The organism is Catenuloplanes japonicus, assembly GCF_000717135.1.
Taxonomy (GTDB): Bacteria; Actinomycetota; Actinomycetes; order Mycobacteriales; family Micromonosporaceae; genus Catenuloplanes; species Catenuloplanes japonicus.
In genome coordinates this window covers 73292-97456 of sequence record NZ_JNXY01000008.1, presented here as the reverse complement: position 1 = coordinate 97456, position 24165 = coordinate 73292, and the positions used below count along the sequence as shown (strand labels likewise).

The following is a 24165-nucleotide window of genomic DNA, read 5'->3' as shown; positions in this document are numbered from 1 at the left end:
GGCCGGTCACGGCCGCCCCTCCGTCGTTCTCCGCGGCCTGGCACGGTGGGATCCCGGCGGATACGCTGCGCGCTGGAGGTGTGCGGGTGAGCGAGAAGACCGACGTGCCGGAGCTGCCGGAGCCCGAGGCGACGGAGCCTCCGGCGGAACCGGAGCCCGAGCGGCCGGTGCACGTGGTGAACCGGGCCGACGCGCTCGCCGCGTTCGGCGCGAAGAAGTTCGGTCAGCCGGGCCGGCCGCTGCGCCGCAACCCGTTCCTGACCGGGCTGCTGGGCGGGCTCGGGCTCGCGCTGGCGTACGCGATGTTCCTCGGCATCCGCAACGCGTCGTCCGTGCTGGTGCTCATCTTCATCGCGCTGTTCCTCGCGGTCGGCCTGCATCCGGCCGTGGTCGCGCTGCAACGCTGGCACATACCGCGCGGGCTGGCCGTGGCGCTGGTCGTGCTCGGCGTGGTCGGCCTGATCGGCGGCGGCATCACCGCGCTCGTCCCGCCGGTCGTCACGCAGGTCGGCGGCTTCGTCGAACAGCTGCCCTCCTACGTGGAGGCGCTCCAGCGCAGCCGCACGCTCCGCGAGCTGATCCAGCAGTACGACCTGGTCGAGAAGGCCCAGACGCTGGTCAGCACGGAGAACGCGTCCCGGGTGTTCGGCGGCGTGTTCGGCGGCGCCCGCCTGGTCTTCGGCACCGTCTTCAACGTGCTCACCGTGCTGATCCTGACCATCTACTTCCTGGCCGGCTTCGAGCGGATGAAGCGTGCCGGTTACCTGCTGGTCCCCGCGTCCCGCCGCGAGCGTGTCCAGCTGATCGGCGACGAGATCCTGGCCAAGGTCGGGGCGTACCTGGTGGGAGCGCTGGGCGTCGCGCTGCTCTGCGGTCTGTCCACGTTCGTGTTCGCGCTGGCGGTGGATCTGCCGTACCCGTTCGCGCTGGCCATCGTGGTGGCGATCTGCGACCTGATCCCGCAGATCGGCGCCACGCTCGGCGCCGTGGTGGTGAGCCTGGTCGGGTTCGCCACGTCGCTGCCGGTCGGCATCGCCTGCATCGTCTTCTTCATCCTCTACCAGCAGCTCGAGAACTACCTGATCTACCCGAAGGTGATGCGGCGCTCCGTCGAGGTCAGCGACGTCGCCGCCATCGTGGCCGCGCTGCTCGGCGTGTCACTCTTCGGCGTGATCGGCGCGCTGGTCGCCATCCCGGCGGTCGCGGCCGTGCAGATCATCATCCGCGAGGTCGTCATTCCACGGCAGGCAACGCGCTGAGCAGCCTTTTTTGTCACCATTCGCAGGCCGGCTCGTGTTCATCGCCCGAATGGAGAAAGGTGAACGCGACTGCCTCATTCACGCCTCTGTCGTGCCACGACCTTTTCTACAGTGGATCGTTGATGGCAGGATGGCTGCTGCGGATTCCGTCCACAGTGCCGGTTTCGCGCGCGCCACGAAGGGTCGGGGATTCTCGGCGCATCTGACGGGAAGGGGAGGATTTTGACCGATCCGACCGCAGAGCCCGGATCCGGCCCCACTCCGACGCACCGCCTGCGGCACCGGCTGATCGCGCTGATCGACGGGGTTTCCCAGGCCGTTCTGGCGGCCGCCGCGCTCGACCTCGAGCTGGTGTCACCTGGCAACGAGCCGGACTGGTCCGACGCCGCACACCTCGTCGACTGGGCCGCCGGGCTGCCACCGTCCGCCCCCGCTCCGCAACCGTTGTTCTACCTGGTGGAGCGCATCGCCCACGACCCCGCGGCGGACGCGCTCTCCGCGCGATTACACGTCTGGATCGGCGAGGCCGGCGCCGAGGCGGGTTTCAGCGAGCGGTCTTTGCTGGAAATTCACCTCACCACGCTCCGACGCTCCTTCTATCTGCGGGCAGAGGGCGACGCCAACGCCTACAATTCTAAGCAATCCGGACAATCTGCCCCACCCGATTCGGGAGAGACCTTGACCAGTCCCGCGCCCAGCGTCCTCTCACCGTCCGCCGACCTCCTCGGGGGAAGCGGTGGCGAGGCGGAGCAGGTGCGCATCTGGGGCGGGATTCCGATGCGCAACCCGGACTTCACCGGTCGCGAGACGCTGCTGTCCAACCTGCGCAAGGCGCTGGAGACCCGCTCGGCCGCGTCCGTGCTCCCGCAGACGCTGCACGGCATGGGCGGCGTCGGCAAGACGCAGCTCGCCGTCGAGTTCGTCTACCGCTACGCCGACCAGTACGACGTGGTCTGGTGGATCTCCGCGGAGCAGCAGTCCCTGGTGCTGCAGTCACTCCTCGACCTGAGCCGGCGCCTCGGGCTGCCCCAGACCGAGGACCTCCGCCAGGCCGCCACCATGGTGATCGACGCGCTCGCGTCCACCCGGCTCCGCTGGCTGCTGGTCTACGACAACGCGCTCGACCCGGACGACATCACCGGCCTGGTCCCGTCCGCCGGCGGCCACGTCATCCTCACCTCCCGCAACCAGACCTGGGCCAACGTCTGGGACGCGATCGAGGTCGACATCTTCGACCGCCCGGAAAGCGTCGAACTGATCCGCAAGCGCGGCAACGAGATCGCCCGCGCGGACGCGGAACGCCTGGCCGAGACGCTCGGCGACCTCCCGCTCGCACTCGACCAGGCCGCCTCCTGGCAGAGCGCGACCGGCATGCCGGTCGACGAATACCTGAGCCTGTTCGACCAGCACGTCCAGGAACTGCTGTCCGAGGGCCGCCCGGCGAACTATCCGACCACGGTCGCCGCGTTCGTGAACCTGGCCTTCGACCGGCTCCGCGTGGACGCGCCCGCGGTGGCGCAACTGCTGGAGCTGTTCGCGTTCCTGGGCGCGGAACCGCTGTCGGTGAGCCTGCTCCGGGCCGCGAAGAACGCGGACATCTCCCAGCCGCTCCGCGGCGTCCTCCGCGACTCGATCAAGCTGAGCCGGACGATCCGGGCGCTGCGGCAGTACGGGCTGGCGAAGGTCAGCGGTGACCAGTCGATTCAGGTGCACAGGCTGGTGCAGCTGGTGGTGCGGGACGGGTTGAGTGAGGACCGCAGCGAGCAGAGCCGGCGGAACGTGCACGCGATCCTGTCGGCGGCGAACCCGGCCGATCCGGACGCCGACGGCGAATGGCAGACCTATGCGCAGCTGAATCCGCACATCCTTCCGTCCCACCTGATCGTGTCGGACGAGCGTGACGCCCACCAGGCGGTCATCGATCAGATCCGCTATCTGTACGTCGTAGGCGACTCCGAGGGCTCCCGCCGGCTCGGCGAGCAGACAGTGGAGACCTGGCGGAAGAACCGCACCGCGACGGACCTGGGCCCGGACGGCGAGTTCACGCTGCTTGCCACGCGCCTGCTGGCCACCACGCTGCGCACGCTCGGCTTCGTCGAGCGAGCCCGCAGGCTCGTCGAGGACACGCTCCAGCGCTTCGAGGCGAACCCGGAGTTCGGGCCACTGCACGAGCACACGCTCTTCACCCTGGCCGACGTCGGCGTCGGACTCCGCATCGCCGGAGAATTCAAGGAGTCACTGGTATCGGAAGACGAGTCGCTCCGGCGGCACATCAACGTCTTCGGCGACGACGATCCCAAGACGATCCGGGTGTCGAGCAATCGTGCGGTGAGCCTCCGGATGCTGAGCAACTTCAGCGAGGCGTTCACGGTGGACGGCGAGGTCGTCTCCGCCTGCCAGGAAAGCACGGGCGAGAGCAGCTCACGGACGCTGTTCGCGCAGACCAACCTCGCGCGTGACCTCTACGGTCTGGGCCGCTATTCCGAGGCACTCGACGTCCTGGAGTCGGTTCTCCGGATCTTCCCGTCCCTGGTCGGCGACCGGCACCCGAGCGTCCTGCTGGCGAACCGCACCCGGGCGATCGCGCTGCGGAAGGTGGGCGCGCACCGGGAGAGCCTGCCGATCGCCCGCGACAACTATCGCGACACCGTCGCCCGTTTCGGCCCCGACCACGAACACTCGCTGAGCGCCGCCATGACGCTGGCCAACACGCTCCGGGTGCTGGGCCAGCCCGGCGAGGCACGTGGGATCGCGACCGGCACAGTCGAGCGCTACCGGCGCGTATTCGGGCACGAGCACGCGCTCACGCTGGTGGCCGCCTCCAATACCGCGCTCGTGCTCCGCGCCCTGGGTGAGAGCCGGGAGGCGCTGGAGCTGGACCGGGAGACGTTCCAGTCGTTGAAGAGCGTGCTCGGCGAGGAGCACGGCTACACGTTGTGTGTCGCCTCGAACTACGCCAACGGCCTGGCCCAGGCGCACGAGCTCGCGGCCGCCCGCGAGCTGTCCGAGCGCACGCTCCACCTGTCCCACGCAGCCCGCGGCGGGCAGCACCCCTACACGCTCTCGTGCGCGGCGAACACCGCGCTGGACCGCATCGCGACCGGCGACACGGCCGACGGGTCCGCACTCCTCGACGACACGGTCCTGGCGATGAGCAACGTGCTCGGGCCGGATCACCCCGAGACCGTCGACGTCAGCCGTGGCAAGCGGGCCGAGTGCGACATCGAGCCGCCGCCGACCTGATCAGGCACCTCCTACCGAACTCCCGAATGCAGCCAGGTTCTCCTCCTCCTCTGGCAGGCTACTGAGAATCAGATCGAGCGCGCTGTCCAGACCTTCGTCCGTCGTCTCCGCGACCAGATCGCCGATCGGAAGACTCCGCACATCCCTGAGCAGCTCGTCGTTGATCGTGCCCTGGCTGTTCTCGAACATGCAGGCCTCCGCACCCTCATCTGATGAGCCGGGGATCCGACGCAGGTGTCGACAACACTGGCGGCCGGGGCAGGTGCAGGACGCCCGCGACTGCGTCGCGATCCGGGTGCGACGCAATCGTCGCCGTGAGGCCGTTACGGGTGAGGAGCGCCCCGCGCGCTCGGCAGCCTCGTACGCACTCTGACAGTATCTTACGCTGCGTGGACCGCCTTTCACAGATGAACATCACTACGCTGCGCCACGAATAGCGCCCCGTGGGATTCCGATCAGGACCGTCCCTGCCGAACTGACCAGGCCGCATGTTTGCGCGTCAGCTCGTCCCGCGACCGCTGTGCGATCACGGCCGGCAACGGCTCGGCCTCCAGCACGGCGATGGCCTCGCCCATCCCGGCGACGAACCGCCGCCCGGCCGGTGTCAGCTCGGCGGAGCCGGCCAGCGCCTCCCACCCGGCCCGCACCTCCGCGAGGAACGTGGCGAACTGCGGCTCGGCCTCCGGGTCGTGCCCGCGCAGCCTGGACCACACGTCGGCGACGCCGAGAAACGCGTAGACGCCCTGCAGCAGGCCGCCGGTCGGGCGCGGGTCGGTCCGCCACGGCGCGAAGTGCCGCTCGCCGCCGCCCGGGACGTAGAGCGGGCACAGCGTCAGCAGCGCGCTCATCTTCGAGTGCTGGAACTCGTGCACCAGCGTCACCACCAGGTCCACGGCGGACAGTGGCCGGCTCAGCCCGACCATGCCGAACGAGTCGCGCCCGGTCCCGCTGCGCGCCGCGCCGGTGCCGTCGTCGTGCAGCGGCACCAGCACGCGCAGGCCGGCGGCCAGCTCCGGCGCCCGGTCCGGCAGCACGCGGCCGAGCAGCTCCCACGCCTCCGCGAAGACCGCGGCCCACCCGGCCGCCTCGGCGTCGCCGAGCCGCGCGGCCGGGTCCACGTGGTAGGAGTCGCGGTACGGGTCACCGTCCTCCAGGACTACACCGGCGCCGAGCGCACGCCGCGATTCCCACCGCGCGGCATCGTCCGAGGGCACGCGCAGCGGTCCGCCCGCGCCGTCCAGCGTGACCACGCCGCCGGTGACCGTGATCCGCACCGGGCCGTCCGCGCCGTCCGGCAGCCGGGCCGTGCCGAGGCCGGGCAGCGTGAGCGCGCCACCGGTCGCGTACCCCCTGGTCTCGGCGTCGATCCCGGTCTCCGCCGCGGCCGCGGCCGCGAGCGCGCCCAGGTAGCCGAGGCCGGCCTCGACCGGCTCGCCCGCGCGCAGCCGTCGCACCGTGCCCGCGGCCCACGCGCCGGTCAGCGGGCTGCCGAGCAGCCGCTCGTACACCTCGGGCTTGTGGCGTTGCGCGGCCGCGAGCGCGGCGACCGCGGCGTCCCGGTCCGCGGCCGGGCCGGGCCACTGCGTGCAGACGTAGCGCAGCAGCAGCAGCGTGCGGCTCAGCTGGCTCTCGGCGAGTTGCCGGACCGGGCCGGCACCGCCGAGGCCGGTGGCGAGCGCGTCGAAGTCGTCGTCGCTGAGACGGTGGAAATCAGTCACGGTGCGAGGCCGCCAATCTCTGGCGTACGTCGTCCGACACCACCGAGATCACGTGTCGGATCAGCAGGGTCATGTCGGCGCAGTACACGGTCGGGTTGAGGAAGCCCTCTCCTGCCCGGTAGCGGTGCGCGTAGTGCCCGGCACCGCACACCGTGTGCAGCGGACAGGATCGGCAGGTACTGCATAGTGCCCGCAGCCCGATCTGACGAGCCACCACGCCGGGGTTCGTGAACGCCGCGTCGAACGGATCGCCGAACACGGTCAGCCCGGTCTCGCACGCGCCCGGATAGGCCGACTTCAGCGAGTCGACCTGCTCGATCGCGCCGTCCGACTCCACCACCGCGACCGCGACCGGGCTGAGGCCGGCCTGCTCGGACCGGCCGCCGTGGCCCAGGATCAGCCTGATCACGTCCTCGAACAGGCGGATCCTGATCGGCTGCGGACGCTCGGAATACCACAGATCAAAAACCTTGATGAGCCATTCACCGTACGGTGCGTCCGCGCGCGGCCCCGGCGGAGCGTCCCAGTTCGCGTGCGGGAGCAGGAAGTCCAGGACCGGGGGCGCGTACCGCTGGAGGTTCCGGTACGCCTCGACCGGGTCCTGCGTGATGTCCACCGTGGCCAGCAGCCCGGCGTAGGCGGCCCGGTGCGCGGGCGCGGTGAGCAGCCGCAGCGCGCGGTCGACGCCGGCGCTGCTCCCCCGGCCGTCCGCGAACCGCCGATGCCGGTCGTTGGCCTCGGCCGTGCCGTCCAGGCTGACGCCGACGCGTACCCCGTGGGATCGGAGGACGTCGAGCACCCGCTCGTCGAGCAGCAGCCCGTTGGTCTGCAGCTGGAGGTCGAGCGTGGTGACCGGGGCGATCGTCGCGGTCAGGTCCGCCAGCAGCGGCGCCAGCCCGCTCGCGCCCAGCAGCAGCGGCTCGCCGCCGTGCAGGATCACCCGGACGCGGGACAGCCCGTGCGTGCGCGCGTGCTCCGCGATCCGGCCCGCCGCGGCCCGCCAGGTCTCCGGCGCCATCGCCATCGGCCGGTCCCGCCAGCTCTGGTCCGCCATCGTGTAGACGTAGCAGTAGTCGCAGGCCAGGTTGCATCGCTGATGCACCTTGAGCACGAAGTCCCGGAACGGCGTCGGCCGCCACCCCTCCGCGCGCAGCCCCGCGACATCGAGCTCCGCGTCCGGCCACCTCGGCCGGCGCACGGCCGGGGTGGCGACCGTGACCGGCGAACCGATCACAATCGGAATGGGACCGTCCATCGCCTCGTCCCTTCGGCTCGACCCGTGTCTGCGGTCCGAATGTTAGGTGGGCGGCGGCTCTACATCGCACTCGCCTCGCTGACCCTGCCGCAGGGCCGACACATGCGGGTGACCCGCGCCGAGAACCTTCTCCAGGCTACCCAGGCTCTCCTCCAGCCCGGGGATCTGCTCGCTCCGGGCGCCCAGCAGCCCGTAGTTGACCGCGCAGGTCAACGTCTCGGGATGTTCCTCACCGCGCACCTCCCGCATGAGCTTCCAGGTCTCGGTCAGGAGCGATGCGGCGGCCTCCTCCTCGTGCACCATGGTGAGGTCGTTGGCGAGGCCCATCGAGGCGGCCAGGGTGTAGGGATGTCTGTCGCCGAGCGCCCGGCGCAGCGCCTCTCGCGTCAGCCGGTCGATCTGGCGGGCTTTCCGGCCCTCGCCCTGCGCGCGCAAGATGATCCCGAGGTTGATCGACGCCGCGAGCGAGAGCGGGTTCCGATCGCCCAGACTGCGCCGATAGCGATGGATCGCCATGGTGGCAAGATCCCAGGCGGAGGTGACCTGGCCGGTGACGCCGAGCGTGTTCGCATAGGTCATCACCGCTGCCAGCGTGTTGCCGTGGTCGGCCAGGTAGGTGCCCTGGCAGTTCAGATAGTTCTCCCGGCTCTCCGCCAGCGCGCGGTCGAGGTCGCCGGTCTTGCGTGCCGCGATGGCGAGTGTCCGGGCCCCGATCAGCGCATGGTCGTGGCGGTGCCCCAGCTCCCGGCGCACCAGTGGGAGGACTCTCTCCATGATGTCCAGTGCCTCGCGATAGTGGCCCAGACCGTAGAGATCGCGAGCCACGTTGGAGTCTGACAGCATCGTCCAATAATTGACGGGTCCGAAGAGCCGTGCCCGCTCCTTCGCGACGTCCCTGTCGATCTCCAGCGCCTCGGCGAATCGGCCCAGCAGCCGGAGGCTGACCGCCTCGTTGCTCCTGCCACCGAGCACGCGTGGGACATCGCCGGTGGACTGGAGCGCGGTGAGACGGCCCCGCTCCATCTCGAGCGCCTCCGTGTAATTCCCGAACAGTCTGCGATGCTGCGCGACGGACACCGCGACGCCGATCCGCAGTTCGTGCTCGGGACGGAGACCGTCGTCGGCGTGGATCTCGGTCCAGAGGCCGTCTGCGACCCCGGTCGCGTCGGCGTAGCGACCGATGATGAGCAGCGCGTGCAGCAGGTGACGGCGGCATTGATAGGTGAACTCGTCCCGATGTGCGCCACCGGCGTCCCACGCCGCCTGCGCCTCCCTGGCCAGCCGCGCGGACTCGGAGGGGTCTCCGGACAGCGACAGGTATCTGATCTGGTCCAGCACGGTCTGGCGTGCTGCCGGATCCATGTTCGTGACCAGGTTCGACACCCGGACGTGCCGCTGGAGCTGTGAGTGGAGGTCCCACGTGATCGGATCTTCGGGGGAACCCGGGTTGGCGAAGCTGAGCAGGCGGTGCGCGCTCATCCGGGCGAGCCGGAGTTCCTCCGTGCCCATCACGTCGCGCACGATGAGCTGCACGAGACGGTGGACCTCCAGGCGCTGGGCGTCCTCTCCCACCCGCACCAGGCCGTACCGGCCGAGGCGCCACACCGCCGCCTCCAGCTCGGCCGGATCGTCCAGGATCCGGCCCAGCGGATCGGGGATCGCGGTGCCACCGGCACGGCGTAACAGGGCCAGCGGAATGGGTTCCGCGCTGAGGCAGGAGAGCATGTCGAGCAGTTGCGCGGCGCCGAACGACTCGCGGCGGAGACGGTCGTAGGCCAGCTGGAACGCGCTCGCCACCGTCTCCGAGTGACCCGATGGCCTGCCCTGCGCGAGCAGCACACCCGCGCGGGTCTCCAGCTGTTCGAGGTAGTCACCGATCGGCGTGCGCATGTAGGACTGCATGGCCGCCACCTGCTCCAGCGCCAGCGGCATGTCGCCCAGGAAGTCGGCGAGCCGTTCCGCGTCCGCGAAGGAGATCCGATGGCCGCGCCCTCGCAGCAGCTCGATGCTCTCCGGTCGCTTGAAGACGTCGACCTCGACCAGTCGCCCGCGATCGCGCCATGAGGCGGCGTCCCTGGTCGTGACGATCACGTCGCCACCGGACCGGGGCATGAACGTCTCGGTCTCCACCGCCGAGTCCGCGTTGTCGTAGACGAGCAGCCAGCGGCCGATCCCGCCGGTCTCGAGCCGGTTCAGCACGGTGCGGACGGTCTGCAGCGTGGACCGGCTCGGCGGGATCTCCAGACGATCCGCGATCCGGGTCATCTCCGCGAGCGCGGCGGACGGCTGCTCGGCGGGGATCCACCAGATCCGGTCGTAGTCGGCTCGGCGCCGATGCGCGTATTCCGCGGCGAGCTGTGTCTTGCCCATCCCCCCGAGCCCGTAGAGCACCACCGGCCGCGGCTGCTCCTGCGCCAGCTCCCGGGCGACCAGGTCGAGCAGGTCCTGCCGGCCGGTGAACATGGGATTGCGTTGCGGGAGCCCTTCGCCGATCGACCCCTCGGGCAGAGGCGCGCTGTTGAAGAGGCCGGAGTGGAGCTGGACGGCCGCCCCGGGGTCACGACCGCGCTGCGCGTCGTCCGCGGCCAGCCAGAGCGCCTGGAAACGGCGCACCTCCAGCTCGGGCGCGGGCTTGTGCACGGCCATGGTGGCGAGCTGCCGGACCACGCACTCCACCTTGATCCAGCGGGACAGCCACTCGCCGCGGAGGATGGCGCTGACGGTCTCGTGGCTGACCGTGTCGGGCATGTCGTCGCGCTCGCTGATCGCGACGCTCACCCGCCGGTAGGCCGGGCGCCCTGCCGCGCGGTAGAGCAGCTGCAGCTCGGCGACGAGTTCGGCACGCGGACCGTCCGAGCCGGAGTCTCCATGGGCCACCCGCCACGCTCCCAGTCACGACTGCCAACACATCACTGCCGGTGCCAACAACCGTCAGGTTCTGTCAGAGACAGAATTCCATAGAACTACACGGACCAACAGGAGTAAACATTTGGCGACCAATAGGGCATCCACCCACACCGATCGCACTAAGAGCTATGACGAATCGTGATCGCGGGATTCTCATCATGCAGCCGGAATGCATGGCCCTTTCGGACGGAAAAGGCCGCGAGCAACGAGCTCGCGGCCTTCTCGGGGTGGAACGGACTAATTGAACCGGCGGAACACCGGCGCGACCGGGCGGCCGCGCAGCAGGCCGTCCACGCTGCCCGCGTCCAGCGCCTTCGCGTAGACGCCCAGGGCCGCGTCGACCACCTCGACGGTGCGGTCCACGTCCGCGTCCGTGTGGGAGAACGAGATGCTGAAGGACGGTGCGATGACGCCGCCCGCGATCAGCTCCTGGAGGAACAGCGTGCGGAACGGCTGGGAGCGCTCGCCGGACGCGTCCTTCGTGTAATAGATCAGATTGCAGTCGCGGCCCAGCACGCCGAAATGGTCGCTCACGCCGTGCCGTGCCGCGGCCTCGGTGACGCCGGCCGCGAGGCGCGCGCCCTGCCGGTACAGCGTCTCGATCACGGGCTCGCGCTCGTACTCGGTCATCACCGCGATCGCGGCGGCCAGCGCGTGCGTCTCCGCGCCGTGCGTGGTGGAGAGCAGGAAGACGCGCTCGCGGTCGTGCCGCAGGCCGCCCAGCTCCATCACGTCGGGGCGGCCGGCCAGCGCGGAGATCGCGAAGCCGTTGCCCATCGCCTTGCCGTAGACCGCGAGGTCACCGGTGAGACCGTGGACCTCCTGCGCGCCCCGGTTGTGCCACCGGAAGCCGGTCAGCGTCTCGTCGACCACCAGCAGCGCGCCGTTCTCATCACAGAGCCGCCGGACCTCGGCCAGGAAGCCGGGCTCGGGCGCGGTGGTGGTCTCGGCCTCCAGCACCAGGCAGGCGATCTGTCCGGGGTTGTCGGCAAAAACCGCTTCGAGAGAGGGTACGTCGTTGTAGCGGAACCCCACGGTCAGCGCGCGGACGGCCGACGGCACGCCGCCGGGCATGCCGGTCGCGCCGATGAACCAGTCGTCCGTGGAGAAGAACGGGTGGTCGGTGCAGATGGCGACCAGGTCCCGGCCGGTGTGCGCGCGGGCCAGCTTGACCGCGGCCGTGGTGGCGTCCGAGCCGTGCTTGGCGAACTTGACCATGGCGCCGTCGTGCCGCCCGACCAGTCCCAGCAGGCGTTCCGCGGCCTCGACCTCGATCGCGGCCGGGCGGGTGAAGTTGCTGCCGTGCGGGAGCGCCGCGGCGGCGGCCGCGACCACGGGCTGATATCCGTGGCCCAGCGTGACGGCGCGCAGCCCCATGCCGTACTCGATGAACTCGTTGCCGTCGACATCCCAGACGTGGCAGCCGGCGCCGCGGACGATGAAGCCCGGCGCGTCCTCCGGGTACTGGTCGTCGCCCTTGGCGTAGGTGTGCGCGCCGCCGGGGATCATGGCGTGCGCGCGTTCCCGCATCTCCCGGGACGCGTCGAACCTCATGGAGTCTCCTTCTTCAGCGAGCCGTCCGGGTTCTCCCACGGCGGTTTTGCGAGCGTGCCGCCGGTGACCCGGCTGCGCAGCCGGCCGAGCCGGATCCGGGCCCGCCGGGACTGCGCGACCGCGCCGAACGTGGCCGCGCTGCCGAGCCGGGTCGCCAGCGGCTGGTCCGCGGTGGCCAGGAACGTCCGCATCACGTCCGCGATGAGCAGCTGGTGGTCGGCGCCGGGGCGGGCCCGCCGCGCGGCCTTGCGCGCCTTCATCGCGAGGCGTGGCTCGTGGTGCGCCATCACGTCGGTGCGGTCGCCGCCGAAGGTCATGGCCGGATGCATCCGGCGATAGAAGAGCCGCGAGGGTACGACCTGGAAGCGCCCCTGCAGCACCAGCTCGGCCACGATCCGGGCGTCGCTGGAAAGGTATTGCCCGAGCAGTTTCGTGCCGCGCAGCGCGTCCGTGCGGATCAGTCCGAACAGCTCGTTCAGCAGCGACCACCGCTGGGCGAAGTGGGCCAGCCGGCGGACCGGGTTCGGGTCGGTGAGGTCGAGGCGGTCGTCCCAGTCGCTGACCGGGTTGCCGTCCGCGTCGATGATCACGGTCTGCGGGTACGCGCACACCACGCCCGGGTCCGCGTCCAGCACGGCCACGCACGCGCGCAGCAGCGACGGTGCCATCAGGTCGTCGTGCGCGGTGAGCCGGAAGTACCGGCCCTCGGCCAGTGACACCACCCGGGCGAAGTTGCCGGCCTCGCCCAGGTTCTCCTCGTTGCGGTAGATCCGGAACCGCGGGTCGCGCGCCGCGTACTCCTGGCAGATCTCCCAGGTCCGGTCCGTCGACCGGTTGTCGCAGACCACCACCTCGAAGTCGGTGTAGTCCTGGGCCAGCACGGACTCGAACGCCAGCGGCAGGTAGCGCTCGACGTTGTAGGCGGTGACGCCGAGGGTGACCGTGGGCTTCATGCGATCAGCAGCTCCGCGTCGACGCCGAGCGCGGCCAGCTGCGCCGCGATCTCGGTCCGGTAGGCCGGGTTGGTGATGACGACGGCCTTCGGCTTCAGCTCGGTCAGCAGCTCCGGCGCGTCCACCCGGTGCGCGGTGACCGGGAGATAGCGGCCATGCTTGCGCGGGTTGACGTCGACCACGGCGGCGAGCTGGTGGGTGCGGTCGGCCAGCGTCAGGAACTGCACGCCGCGGGAGCCGGCGCCCCACATCACCGGGTTCGCGCCCTCGGCGACGAGCTGGGCGATGCGTTGTTCCCATCGGTCCCGCTCGTCGTGGTGGCGCTTCGCGAAACCCTTGACCGCCGCGAGGGTACGGGTGCGGTCCTCCGTTGCCGCGGTCGACGTCTCCGGCGTCCGGTTCGATATCTCGATGTAGCGGAACATGCCGTGGAAGAACGTGCCGGAGTCCTCGACCGTCCACCCGGCCCGCTCCACGATCGTCGTCAGCGCGTAGGCGTCGAAGTAGGACACGTGCGGGTAGATGACCTCCCACCCGGCGGTGGACAGGTCGTAACCCGCGTCCGGCACCTCGATGTAGCCGTGCACCGGGTGATCACCGGCCCGCGTCCGCAGGTCGACCAGGAACTCGAACGGGTCAGCGATGTGCTCGAACCAGTGCCGCGTGGTGAACAGGTCGTACTCCGGCAGCGTCGCGCCGCGCGGCGCGTAACCACTGTGGAACACCGCGCCCGACGGGTCCGGCCCTTCCGCACCCGCGTACATCGCGTCGAACCCGTGCCCGGTCGCGCCGCCGGCGTGGCACAGCTCGCGCAGGAACTCGCCCTGCCCGCAGCCCACGTCCAGCACCCGCTTGCCGCGCAGCGCGTACCGCTGGGAGAGCCGCTCCACCAGCTCCGCGGAGAACGCCGCGAAGGCGGGGGAGTGATGCAGGTTCGTGTCCATGGTCGTGTCGTAGACCATGACCGCCGGATCGAACGCGATGTTCCGGACATATCCGCACTCGGCGCAGGCGGCGAGCGTCATCTGACCGACCGGGCTGGCCGCGGCCTCGTCCCGGTCCGCCCAGTGCACGCCGCACAGCACCGGGATCTCGCCGAGGTCGGCGAAGACCTCCAGCTCGCCCTCGCCGCAGGCGTCGCAGCGGCGCGTCACGCGGTGGTCCAGCGCAGCTCGCCGTCCAGCTTCCCGGCGGCCGTGAGTTCGTTGATGCGCTTGAGCCGCTGGTGGCGGACACCCATCAGATCCTCAAGCCGCAGATCATTCCGGCGGTACGCCTCGACGAGCTGCTCGATCCCCTTCGCGACGGTCCACTGTGGCTGGAACTCGGGCACCTCGGCCGCGATCAGGTCACAGGTCACCCGGTAGTTGCGCAGGTCCGTGCCGGCGCCCTCGGCGAACGTGACCGTGCCGCCGACCAGGTCGCGCACCAGGTTGGCCACGTCCCGGATCAGGTAGTTCTCGGTCGTACGCCCGATGTTGTAGGCCTTGGCGTGGATCCTGGAACGGTCGACGGAGAGCAGCGCCTCGAACGCGTGCGCGATGTCGTCCGCGTGCACCAGCGGCCGCCACGCGGTGCCGTCGCTCTGCAGCCGCACCTCGCCGGTGTGCAGCGCGTGCCCGACCAGGTCGTTGACGACCAGGTCGCCGCGCAGCCGCGGGGAGAAGCCGTAGGCGGTGGCGTTGCGCAGGAACGTCGGGGAGAAGTCGTCGTCCGCCAGCTCCAGCAGGCCCTGCTCGGACAGGATCTTCGACTCGCCGTACGGCGTGACCGGGTGGAAGCCCGCGGTCTCGTCCAGCGGCGCGTCGTCCGCGCCCTTGCCGTAGAGGCTGCACGACGAGGAGAACAGGAAGCGGTTCGCGCCCGCCTCCTTGGCCGCCCGCGCCAGGCGCAGCGTCGACCGGTGGTTCACCTCGTAGGTGAGCTGCGGGTTCAGGTTCCCGATCGGGTCGTTGCAGATCGCCGCGAGGTGCACGACCGCCTCGATGCGCGCGGCCCGCAGCTCGTCCGCCGTGATGTCGCGCAGGTCGGTGCGGATGGCCGGCACCTCGACCGGCGCGGGGCCGATCAGGCAGTCCGCGAAGAGCCCGACGTCCAGGCCGACGACCTCGTGGCCGGCCGCGATGAGCCGAGGGACGAGCACGCTGCCCAGGTAACCCTCGTGTCCGGTGACGAGGACGCGCATGCTGATCTCCCAAGTGTGTCGAAGGTGCTCCCGAAGCCACGCTAGCTGCGGAAACGAGAAACGCTCATGGCACTCACGGTTCGGATGACCGTCTCAAAGTTGATTCGAGAATCAGTCGTTCGTCAGCCGTGGCGCGGAGCTGCGGACCATCCGGGCCGGGTGGGTGAGGCGCCACACCGCGCCGGTCGCCCCGGTCATCAGCGCCAGCATCGTGCTGTAGGTGGTGAAGCCCATCGAGTCGAACGTGGCGGCCACCGTGATCGCGATCAGCTGCACCGCGATCAGGCACGCGGCCAGGTGCTTGTCCTCGCGCAGCGTGGCCCGCCGGTACGCCAGCACGCCCAGCGTCAACGCGGTCAGGTGCAGCGTCGCCAGCCCGGCCACGCCCAGCGCACCCATGGTGACCAGGTGCTGGAGCCACTCGTTGTCGACGAAGAAGTAGATGGTCGGGATGAACGTGCCCGGCCCGCGGCCGAAGAACGGGCGCTCCGCGAAGTAGGAGAAGATCACCGCGTAGTCGTCGGTGCGACCGGTGATGCTCGGGTCGTCCGCCGCGCCGGTGAACATCGACAGGATCGTGCCCATCAGGCCCGGTTTGACCGCCATCAGCGCGCCGCCGAGCAGGATGCCGAGCCCGGCCAGGTTGATCCGCACCCGCCAGCTCCACGCCGGCATCATCGCCAGCGCGCCGACGACCAGCGCCACGATGCCGGTCCGGGAGAGCGTCATCGGGATCGCCGCGCCCATCAGCACGCCGGCCACGATCGCCCACTGCCGGATCACCTTCCGCTTGCCGAACATCGCGTAGTGCACCGCGAACGGCAGCAGGATCGCCATCACGGTGCTGAACTCGATGTAGTGCTGCGCCGTGCTCGCGACCCGGAAGAAGCCGTCGCCGCGGGACATGAAGCCCAGTTCCTCGCCGTGGTGCAGCGACAGGCCCGGGATCTTGATGTACTTCGTGACGTCGACCGCGAGACCGGCCTGGAGCAGCCCGATCGCGGCCATCACCGTGCCGCACCAGACCGAGATCTTCAGCAGGCTGTCCAGCCGGTCGCGGTTGGAGATGCCGTCCGCGCAGACCAGCAGCACGCCGAGGAAGCACAGCGTGCTGATCACCGCGCGGTCGGCCGCGTTCGCCTCCAGCGACGGCAGGCCGCGCAGGTAGCCGGCCGCGTACGCGGAGAGCACGGTCGCGAGGTAGCCGATCGCGGCCCAGCGCACCGGCTGCGGACCGCGCAGCGCGAGCCTCGGGTGCAGCTTCGAGACCAGCCAGCCGAAGAAGAACACCAGGCCCAGCAGCAGCGCGGGCCGGCCCAGCGAGCTCAGCTGCGCCACCACCAGGTCCTGCGGCAGCAGCAGGTTGAGCATGACGAGCAGGCTGAGCAGCGCGGCGCCGTCCAGCAGGTGGCGGCGCCCGCGCGTCGTGTAGGTCGAGCCGACCGTGCCGACGTCCTCGAGCAGCGAGGGCTCGAGGTCGACCGGGTGGTGCAGGCCGCCGCTCACCGCGCTGGTCAAGGCTTCGTGGCCTCGGTGGACTCGGCGGCCGGCTTCGACCAGCCGGCGTTGGACAGCGGCAGCACGATCGTCGCGTCGTCCGGCATCGGCCGCGCGGTCTCGGCCGGCTTCGTCGCCTCGTGGGCGGGCTTGGTGTCCGACGCCGCCGCCTTCTTCTGGGCGAGCTGGATCTGCACCGCGGGCATCGGCGGCGTGCCGGGCTTCTGCGTCACGGACTTCGGGGCGGCCGGCTTCTCCGCCGCGTTGAAGTCGGGGCGGATGCCACCGGCGGACGGCGCTTCCTCGGACGGCCGGCGCTGGCCGTAGACCGCGCCGCCGGCCTTCTTCGCGGGCTCCGGCGTGGTCTTGATCGGCATGGTCCGCACCGGCAGCGCCGGACCGGCCAGCACGACCGGCGCGATCCGCTGCGTGCTGGACAGGTCGGTCGACGGGCTCGCCACCGGCATCACCGGCCGCGGCGGGATGACCACCGGCACCGGCGCCGGGATCGCGCCCTCCACCTGCCGGCGGGCCCGGCGGCGCAGCACGGCGTCGACCAGCACGGCCACGCCGATGGTCAGGATCAGGCCGACGCCGAACACGACGACCAGCGCGCGCTTGAGCTTGGTGGTGACCTTCTCCACGCTGTCCGCGTTCTCCAGCGGCAGGGTGGTGATCTTCTCACCGTCCCGCAGCTTGTAGGCCTCCTGCTTGGTGGAGACCTCCTCCTGCACGACCTTGACCAGCGCACCGAGCGCGGCGCGGGCCTGGGCCTCGGTCGGCGAGACCACCTCGATCGAGATGATCGGCGCGTTCGTGTCCAGCGTGGTGACGGTCCACTGGCCGCGGTAACCCTCGGCGTCCAGCAGGTCGGCGAGCGCCTTGCTCTGCAGCCGGATGATCGTCGCCTCGGCCAGCGCGGCGGGCTCCCAGGGGTTGACCTCCTGGGTCGTGCCGATCGCCTGCTGGGTGGACTCCTTCGGCGGGAGCAGCGTCACGTTGCCGATCGCCTTGTAGTCCGGCTTCACCACGAGCGCCATCCACACCATGGCGGCCACCGTGAGCAGGAGCAACGGCGCGGTCAGGTACCAGCGTCGCCACAACAGCTTGGCGACATCCGCGAAATCCATGGGGTCCTCTCGTGGCGGGCGAGGATGCGATCAGCCGGGGATCGCACACATATTTAAATCCCCGAACCCTTATGCGCACGGGCTGTGCTTCCTTGCTGCCTCAGCGCTTGCTAAAGGAGTTTGACCGCGCCCGGCGGCCTTTGGCAACCCTCGACAATTCCACCAAAAAAGACTTTGTGGCAGTCGGGTGATTATTCGGTGATCTTCTCCGTTCACGGGAACCGCCACATGGCACACTTGCCACCGAACACTGCAGGTCACAGGCCTGAGTGACGGATTTCTTACTTCGGGTTCCGGTGGGCTGGTACGGCTCATTACCGTTGCCGGGTCCTGGCTGTGATCAAGGTGGGAGTTATGGACACAATCCCGTGCCGGCTGTGTGGAAACGCACTGACCGAGACGTTTGTCGACCTGGGTATGTCGCCACTCTGCGAGAGCTTCCTCCGCGCCGACCAGATCGACGGGCGGGAGTCCTTCTACCCGCTTCACGTCCGCATCTGTACGGAATGCCTCCTGGTACAGCTCCCGGCGTACGTCCCGGGCGAGGACATCTTCAGTGACTACGCGTACTTCTCGTCGTACTCCACCTCCTGGGTCGAGCACGCCCGCCGCTACGCGGAGGCCATGACCGCGCAGCTCGGCCTGACCGGGGAGAGCCTGGTCACCGAGGTCGCCAGCAACGACGGCTACCTGCTCCAGCACTTCGTCGCCGCGGGCATCCCGGTGCTCGGCGTGGAGCCGGCCGCGAACATCGCCGAGGTCGCGCGCGGCAAGGGGATCCGCACCGAGTCGGAGTTCCTCGGCGCGGAGACCGGCGCCGCGCTGGCCGCACGCTACGGCCGGGCGGACCTGGTCGCGGGCAACAACGTCTACGCGCACATCCCGGACCTGGTCGGGTTCAGCGCCGGGCTGGCCGCGCTGGTCAAGCCGGAGGGCCTGGTCACGCTGGAGTTCCCGCACCTGCTGCGGCTGATCGAGCGCAACCAGTACGACACGATCTACCACGAGCACTACCACTACCTGACGCTGCTGACCGCGCAGCGCGCGCTCGCGACCGCCGGCCTGACCGTGGTCGACGTCGAGGAGCTGTCCAGCCACGGCGGCTCGCTGCGCGTGCACGCACGCCACTCGGGCGAGGCTTCGGTGAACGTCAAGTCCGTGCTGGAGGCGGAGGCCGAGGCCGGGCTGCACACGGTCGAGGGCCACAAGGGCTTCGCCGAGGCGGTCTTCCAGATCAAGCGCGAGCTGGTCGAGTTCCTGCACACCGCGCGCGCCGAGGGCAAGACCGTGGCCGGGTACGGCGCGCCCGGCAAGGGCAACACGCTGCTCAACCACTGCGGGATCCGGCAGGACCTGGTCGCGTACACGGTCGACCGGAACCCGCACAAGCAGGGCATGTTCCTGCCCGGCACGCACATCCCGATCCTGGCGCCGGAACGCATCGCGATCGACAAGCCGGACTACGTGCTCGTGCTGCCGTGGAACCTGCGCACGGAGATCAGCAGCCAGCTGTCGTACGTGCGCGAGTGGGGTGGCCGTCTGGTCTTCCCCATCCCGCACCTCGACGTGGTCTGAAGCCCCCTAGTCAAGGAAGAAAGGCAGCACAGCGTGAAGGTCGTCCTCTTCTGTGGTGGTTTCGGCATGCGCATGCGGGAAGGCGCCGGCTCCGCCCCCAAGCCGATGCAGCTGATCGGTGACCGCCCGCTGCTCTGGCACGTGATGCGGTACTACGCGCACTTCGGCCACAAGGACTTCATCCTCTGCCTCGGCTACGGCGCGGCCGCGGTCAAGGAGTACTTCCTCCGCTACGACGAGACGATCTCCAACGACTTCACGCTGACCGCGGGCGGCCGGGACATCCAGATGTTCTCCACCGACATCAGCGACTGGAACATCACGTTCATCGACACCGGCCTGCGTGCCACCATCGGCGAGCGGCTGATGAAGGTCCGCGAGCAGGTGCAGGACGAGGAGATCTTCCTGGCCAACTACGCGGACACGCTGACCGCCTCGGACCTGGACGACAGCGTCGCCTCGTTCCGGTCCAGCGGCGCCGTGGTCAGCATGCTCGCGGTGCCGCCGGTCTCCACCCATCATGTGGTCGAGATGGGCGACAACGGCCTGGTCACCCGCGTGCGCGAGGTCCGCGACCTGATGCAGTACGAGAACGGCGGATTCTTCGTGATGAAGCCGGACATTTTTGATTATCTGCACGAGGGCGAGGACATGGTCCCGCACGCGTTCGACCGCCTGATCCCCCAGGGCAAACTGCAGGCGCAGCGGTACGACGGGTTCTGGCGCGCCGCGGACACGTTCAAGGACCGGGCCGAGCTGGAGGAGATGTTCGCCCGCGGCGACTGCCCCTGGATGGTCTGGGACGACAACCGCAACGGCGGCCGTAAGCTGATCGTGCCGAGCCAGCACAGCCGCGCGTCGTCGCTCGTCGCCTGATGCGCCCACTCGCTCTGACCGGGGTCGGCTCGCTGGTCGCGCTGGGCGCCCACCCGGACGACGTCGAGATCGCGGCCGGCGGCCTGCTCCTGCAGCTCGCCGCCGCGAACCCCGGCCTCCGGGTCCGCTACGTGCTGGCCACCGGCACCCCCGCACGACAGGCCGAGGCGCGCGCGGCCGCGGCTGCGTTCCTGCCCGGCGCGGAGATCACGTTCGACCTGGGCGGGCTGCCGGACGGCCGGCTGCCCGCCCACTGGGACGCGGTCAAGGACCAGGTCGAGGCGGCCGCGCGCGAGGCCCGCCCCGACCTGGTGATCGCGCCCTGGTCCGGCGACGCCCACCAGGACCACCGTGCGCTCGGCACGCTGGCCCCGACCGCGTTCCGCGACGCGCTGGTCCTGCACTACGAGATCCCGAAGTGGGACGGCGACCTGGGCCGGCCCTCGGTCTACCTGCCGATGCCGGACGAGACCGCACGCCGCAAGGTCGCGCTGCTGCACGCGCACTTCCCGTCCCAGGCCGGCCGCGACTGGTGGGACGACGAGGTCTTCCTCGGCCTGGCCCGGCTGCGCGGCATGGAGTGTCGCAGCCGCTACGCGGAGGCGTTCCACACCGGGAAACTCACGCTCGCCCTGGCATGACGGCCCCGACAGGAATTCCCACGAAACGCCGTTCCGGTGGAAATCGTCCGGCGGGAGCCGGAACGGGACGTAGGATCATCGCCGGTACCGCACCGCACGCGGCAGTCCCGGCCCCGTCTCCCCGGCCGTCCCCGTTCCTCCGAACGGTGCAACCTGCGCGATACACGGACAACCATCCCCCATTACGTGCGGCAGACCCGGTACCCTGCACCCTGCCGCCGACATCGTGCGCGCGCCGTTTGCGAGGCGGCGTGACGTTAAAAGTGGGAAAATAGGGTCACATTGTGCGCATCCAGCCGGGGGAACCGTTCGTGAGCACCGCCGAGCCAGTCCACGAGACCGAGTCGGCGCTCCGCGACGTCCGCGCGCAGCCGGTGGATGTTCTCGTCTCCCCGGGGTCATCCACGTTCGACGGTGCGCTCGACATCGTCCTGCGGGAGCTGTCGAGCAAGGCGGAGAGCCTCGCCGCGTTCGGTAACACCCCCTGACCCGCGTCCGGTAACACCCCCTGACCCGCGTCCGGCAGCACCCGCTGCCCCGCGTTCGGCAACGCCCCTGGCCCGGTCAGCGGCGCAGCACCGACCGCGCGAGCCCGCGCACCCGGCCGTCCAGGCCCAGCAGGAGCAGCACCGCCACCCCCACCGCGGCGCAGCCGGTCAGCACCAGGCCCAGGAACACGTGGGTGGAGGACGGCAGCAGCGCCTCCACCAGCAGGCCCACGCCCAGCGCGGCCAGGCCGGCCGTGAACGGCGGCAGTGACGGCAGCAGCACCACGCGCGCCTTCAGGTGCAGCACGCGGTAGAGCGCCACCCAGACGTACACCGCGGTCATCAGCCCCTGCACGGCCAGCACGGTCCAGGCGATGGCCAGCACCTGCGCGGTGACCGGCGCGTCGCGCATCAGCAGGCCGACCGTGACGATCGAGGCGGCGGCGACCACAGCCTCCACCCAGCCGATCACCGCGCCCACGCCGGGACGGCCGGCGGCCTGCACCGCGGGGGTCAGGATGCTGCCCAGCATGGTGATCGCGCCGGCCGCGCACAGCACGCGCAGCGCGCCCGCGGCCGGCGACCACTCGTCGCCGATCAGGCGCAGCAGCGGGCCGGCCGTGGCCGCGAGGATGCCGAGCGCGGGGTACATCAGCATGGCGGCCGCGTGCACGAACTGGCCGAGGCGGCGGCCGAACGCGTCCCGGTCCTGGGTGAGGCGGGACAGGTCGGCGAGCGAGACCTGGCCGATGCCGCCGGCCGCGACGCTGTTGACCATCTCCACGATGCGGACCGCGAACCGGTAGAGGCCGATCGCGGCCGGGCCGAAGAACGCGCCCATGACCAGCGCGTCGATGCGGCTGGAGACGAAGAACGCGGTGACCTCGGAGAGCGAGTGCAGGGAGAAGCGGCGCAGGTCGCGGAACGCGGGGCCGATGCCGGTCCGGTGCGGACGCCATTCGGTGACGGTCCAGACCACGGCGACGGTGAGCGCGGACATGGTGAGCTGCTGGATCGCGTACGCCCAGACGCCCAGCCCGGCCACGGCCGCGGTGACGCCGAGCACGCCGCTGATCAGGCCGACCGTGAGGACGCGGAGCGAGATGCGCTTCATGTCCATCCGGCGGCGCAGGATCGCGTCCGGGATGACGCCGAGCGCGTTGAACACGATCACCGGCGCGAGCGCCCAGCAGACGTAGGCCAGCTGGGGTGTGCCGTTCCACAGCGCCCAGAGCGGGGCGAGCCCGGCGAAGACCAGGGCGAACAGCGTGGCCAGGCCGAGCGTGCTCCAGAACGCGGCGTCGAAGTGCCGGTCGGTGACGTCCTCGCGCTGCACCACGGCCTGGGCCGGGCCGTGCTGCATGAGCATCTGGGCGAACGTCACCCACACCAGCGCCAGCGCCATCACGCCGAACTCGGCGGGTGGCACGAACGCGGCCATCACGAACGTGACGACGCCGGTGACCGCGAAGTTGCCGCCGGTGAGGACATAGGACCAGATGACCGCGCTGCGGACGGTACGGCTGCTGTGGGGGACCTGTGTTGCACTCAATTCGACGGCTCCCAGCAGCGCGTACGTACGATCGGCAATCAGTTGATCTTATGATCCTGAGCCCGGGTCGCGCTGCTCCGCTGACGGTTCGGAAGGCGAACGCGACCTCCGGTTCCGAATCGCCCGGCCCGAACGGCCAGGTTCCGCGCGGAAAGCCGACCGGGGGTTCCCTGGCCGGGAATTGCCTGGTAGAACCGTCGCACGTACCACGATTCCCGAGGAGGCCCGCGCGATGAGTCCGGTCCCCCGGCTCGGTATCGGTCTGCCCGTCTACAACGGCGAGCGCTACCTGCGGCCGGTGCTGGAGTGCCTGCGCCGCCAGACCTGGACCGACTTCGAGGTGACGATCTGCGACAACGCGTCCACGGACGCGACCGCGCGCATCGCCACGGAGTTCGCGGCCGCCGACCCGCGGTTCCGGTACACCCGGAACGAGGAGAACATCGGCGCGCCCGGCAACTTCAACCGCGTCTTCGCGCACAGCCGCGCCGCGCTGTTCGCCTGGGTGGCCGCGGACGACGAGTACGACCCGTCCTACTTCCAGCGCTGCGTGGAGCTGCTGGACGCGCGCCCGGACGCGGTCGGCGCGTTCACCAAGGTGCGCCTGATCGACGAGCACAGCGCACCGCTGGGATTCCCGGCCGAGCTGATCCGGCTGGACGATCCGGACCCGGCCGTGCGTTTCGCGGACCTGGCCTCGTTCCGCCACTCCTGCTTCAGCGTGTTCGGCGTCTACCGGCGGGACGCGATCGCGCGCACCCGCGGGCTGCTGCCGTTCTGGAACGCGGACCGGGTGCTGCTGGCCGAGCTGGCGTTGCAGGGCCCGGTCGCGGTCTACCCCGCGCCGCTCTACCTGAACCGGCAGCATCCCCGCCGGCTCACCTCACGCGCGGCGAAGCGGGACATCCGCGACTACAGCTCCGAGGCCGCGCCGCGCGCGCTGACCTGGTACTACGCGGGTCAGCTGTGGAAGGCGATCCAGCACGCGGACATCGAGGAGACGCAGCGGCGCCGGCTCCAGCGCGCGTTCGCGAGCTGGACACTGCGGAACCCGGGCAAGCTGGCCAGGAGCGCGATGCGCGGCGCGCTGGAGAGCGCACGCGACCTGACGCCGGTCCGCAAGGGCGGCGTGACGATCGGCGGCGGCATGGGGCTGACCTGGGCGACGATGGAGCTGGCGTCCGCGCTGCCGTCCGGGATCGGGTTCTGAAAACCACTTCAAAGGCGGATTTTCCCACTCACGCGGTGGTCCGGCAGCGTTGCTCCCGCGGGCACCGGTCGTCGCTGGCGCTCCTCCCTGCCGGTTTCGCCGTGGCCAAAGACAAACCAGGG

Annotated in this window: 18 protein-coding genes; 7 read left to right on the top strand and 11 right to left on the bottom strand. The window is 70.4% G+C overall.

All coding sequences use genetic code 11. The features are described from left to right. Positions 1–86: 86 nt before the first annotated feature. Together OP04_RS14705 and fxsT (OP04_RS48470) are read left to right on the top strand one after the other, a co-directional pair. Positions 87–1259, top strand: coding sequence for an AI-2E family transporter (locus OP04_RS14705; RefSeq protein WP_408606752.1), 1173 nt, complete (start codon positions 87–89; stop codon positions 1257–1259). Between the two features lie 222 nt (positions 1260–1481). Then, on the top strand, positions 1482–4502 hold the full coding sequence (gene fxsT, locus OP04_RS48470) for an FxSxx-COOH system tetratricopeptide repeat protein (RefSeq protein WP_033340225.1): 3021 nt from the start codon (positions 1482–1484) through the stop codon (positions 4500–4502). Here the strand turns inward: fxsT (OP04_RS48470) and OP04_RS14695 are convergent, their stop codons facing one another. The 10 genes from OP04_RS14695 to OP04_RS14650 all read right to left on the bottom strand — a co-directional run bounded on the left by OP04_RS14695 (position 4503) and on the right by OP04_RS14650 (position 17701). Continuing rightward, the gene (locus OP04_RS14695; RefSeq protein WP_033340224.1) at positions 4503–4691 is read right to left on the bottom strand and encodes a hypothetical protein; all 189 of its coding nucleotides are present in this window, start codon (positions 4689–4691) and stop codon (positions 4503–4505) included. A gap of 266 nt (positions 4692–4957) precedes the next feature. Next, the gene (locus OP04_RS14690) at positions 4958–6220 is read right to left on the bottom strand and encodes an HEXXH motif domain-containing protein (RefSeq protein WP_051797911.1); all 1263 of its coding nucleotides are present in this window, start codon (positions 6218–6220) and stop codon (positions 4958–4960) included. Continuing rightward, positions 6213–7475 carry an FxsB family cyclophane-forming radical SAM/SPASM peptide maturase gene (locus OP04_RS14685; RefSeq protein WP_085066469.1) on the bottom strand — a complete coding sequence of 421 codons (1263 nt, stop codon included), beginning with the start codon at positions 7473–7475 and terminating at the stop codon, positions 6213–6215. The genes OP04_RS14690 and OP04_RS14685 overlap by 8 nt, the downstream gene beginning before the upstream one ends. Before the next feature lie 42 nt (positions 7476–7517). Continuing rightward, the gene (gene fxsT / locus OP04_RS14680; RefSeq protein ID WP_033340223.1) at positions 7518–10352 is read right to left on the bottom strand and encodes an FxSxx-COOH system tetratricopeptide repeat protein; all 2835 of its coding nucleotides are present in this window, start codon (positions 10350–10352) and stop codon (positions 7518–7520) included. Positions 10353–10619: 267 nt separating this feature from the next. Further along, positions 10620–11936, bottom strand: coding sequence for a glutamate-1-semialdehyde 2,1-aminomutase (locus OP04_RS14675; RefSeq protein WP_033340222.1), 1317 nt, complete (start codon positions 11934–11936; stop codon positions 10620–10622). After that, positions 11933–12889: a glycosyltransferase family 2 protein gene (locus OP04_RS14670; RefSeq protein ID WP_051797909.1), complete on the bottom strand. Its 957-nt coding sequence runs from the start codon at positions 12887–12889 to the stop codon at positions 11933–11935. Before OP04_RS14670 ends, OP04_RS14675 begins: the two co-directional genes overlap by 4 nt. Next, positions 12886–14043, bottom strand: a complete 1158-nt coding sequence (locus OP04_RS14665; RefSeq protein WP_033340221.1) for a class I SAM-dependent methyltransferase — start codon at positions 14041–14043, stop codon at positions 12886–12888. Before OP04_RS14665 ends, OP04_RS14670 begins: the two co-directional genes overlap by 4 nt. Then, complete coding sequence (locus tag OP04_RS14660) at positions 14040–15074, bottom strand: NAD-dependent epimerase/dehydratase family protein (RefSeq protein WP_033340220.1); 1035 nt, start codon at positions 15072–15074, stop codon at positions 14040–14042. Before OP04_RS14660 ends, OP04_RS14665 begins: the two co-directional genes overlap by 4 nt. A 111-nt stretch (positions 15075–15185) precedes the next feature. After that, complete coding sequence (locus OP04_RS14655; protein WP_051797907.1) at positions 15186–16592, bottom strand: O-antigen ligase family protein; 1407 nt, start codon at positions 16590–16592, stop codon at positions 15186–15188. After that, positions 16589–17701: a hypothetical protein gene (locus tag OP04_RS14650; RefSeq protein ID WP_033340219.1), complete on the bottom strand. Its 1113-nt coding sequence runs from the start codon at positions 17699–17701 to the stop codon at positions 16589–16591. The genes OP04_RS14655 and OP04_RS14650 overlap by 4 nt, the downstream gene beginning before the upstream one ends. A 354-nt stretch (positions 17702–18055) precedes the next feature. Between OP04_RS14650 and OP04_RS14645 the strand changes: the two genes are divergently transcribed. The 4 genes from OP04_RS14645 (at position 18056) to OP04_RS14630 (ending at position 21281) form a co-directional block, all read left to right on the top strand. Next, positions 18056–19276 carry a class I SAM-dependent methyltransferase gene (locus OP04_RS14645; protein ID WP_033340218.1) on the top strand — a complete coding sequence of 407 codons (1221 nt, stop codon included), beginning with the start codon at positions 18056–18058 and terminating at the stop codon, positions 19274–19276. Between the two features lie 33 nt (positions 19277–19309). Further along, entirely contained in the window at positions 19310–20152 is an 843-nt protein-coding gene (locus OP04_RS14640; protein ID WP_033340217.1) for a sugar phosphate nucleotidyltransferase, read from the top strand. Beyond that, positions 20152–20793 carry a PIG-L deacetylase family protein gene (locus OP04_RS14635; RefSeq protein WP_033340216.1) on the top strand — a complete coding sequence of 214 codons (642 nt, stop codon included), beginning with the start codon at positions 20152–20154 and terminating at the stop codon, positions 20791–20793. The genes OP04_RS14640 and OP04_RS14635 overlap by 1 nt, the downstream gene beginning before the upstream one ends. Before the next feature lie 311 nt (positions 20794–21104). Then, positions 21105–21281, top strand: a complete 177-nt coding sequence (locus tag OP04_RS14630; protein ID WP_157239825.1) for a hypothetical protein — start codon at positions 21105–21107, stop codon at positions 21279–21281. 76 nt (positions 21282–21357) lie between these two features. Here the strand turns inward: OP04_RS14630 and OP04_RS14625 are convergent, their stop codons facing one another. Further along, complete coding sequence (locus tag OP04_RS14625; RefSeq protein ID WP_033340214.1) at positions 21358–22833, bottom strand: lipopolysaccharide biosynthesis protein; 1476 nt, start codon at positions 22831–22833, stop codon at positions 21358–21360. Between the two features lie 232 nt (positions 22834–23065). On the opposite strand from OP04_RS14625, the gene OP04_RS14620 reads away from it, so the two are divergent. Continuing rightward, a complete protein-coding gene (locus tag OP04_RS14620; protein WP_051797905.1) occupies positions 23066–24043 on the top strand; it encodes a glycosyltransferase family 2 protein in 978 nt (325 codons plus the stop codon). The last annotated feature ends 122 nt before the right edge of the window (positions 24044–24165 follow it).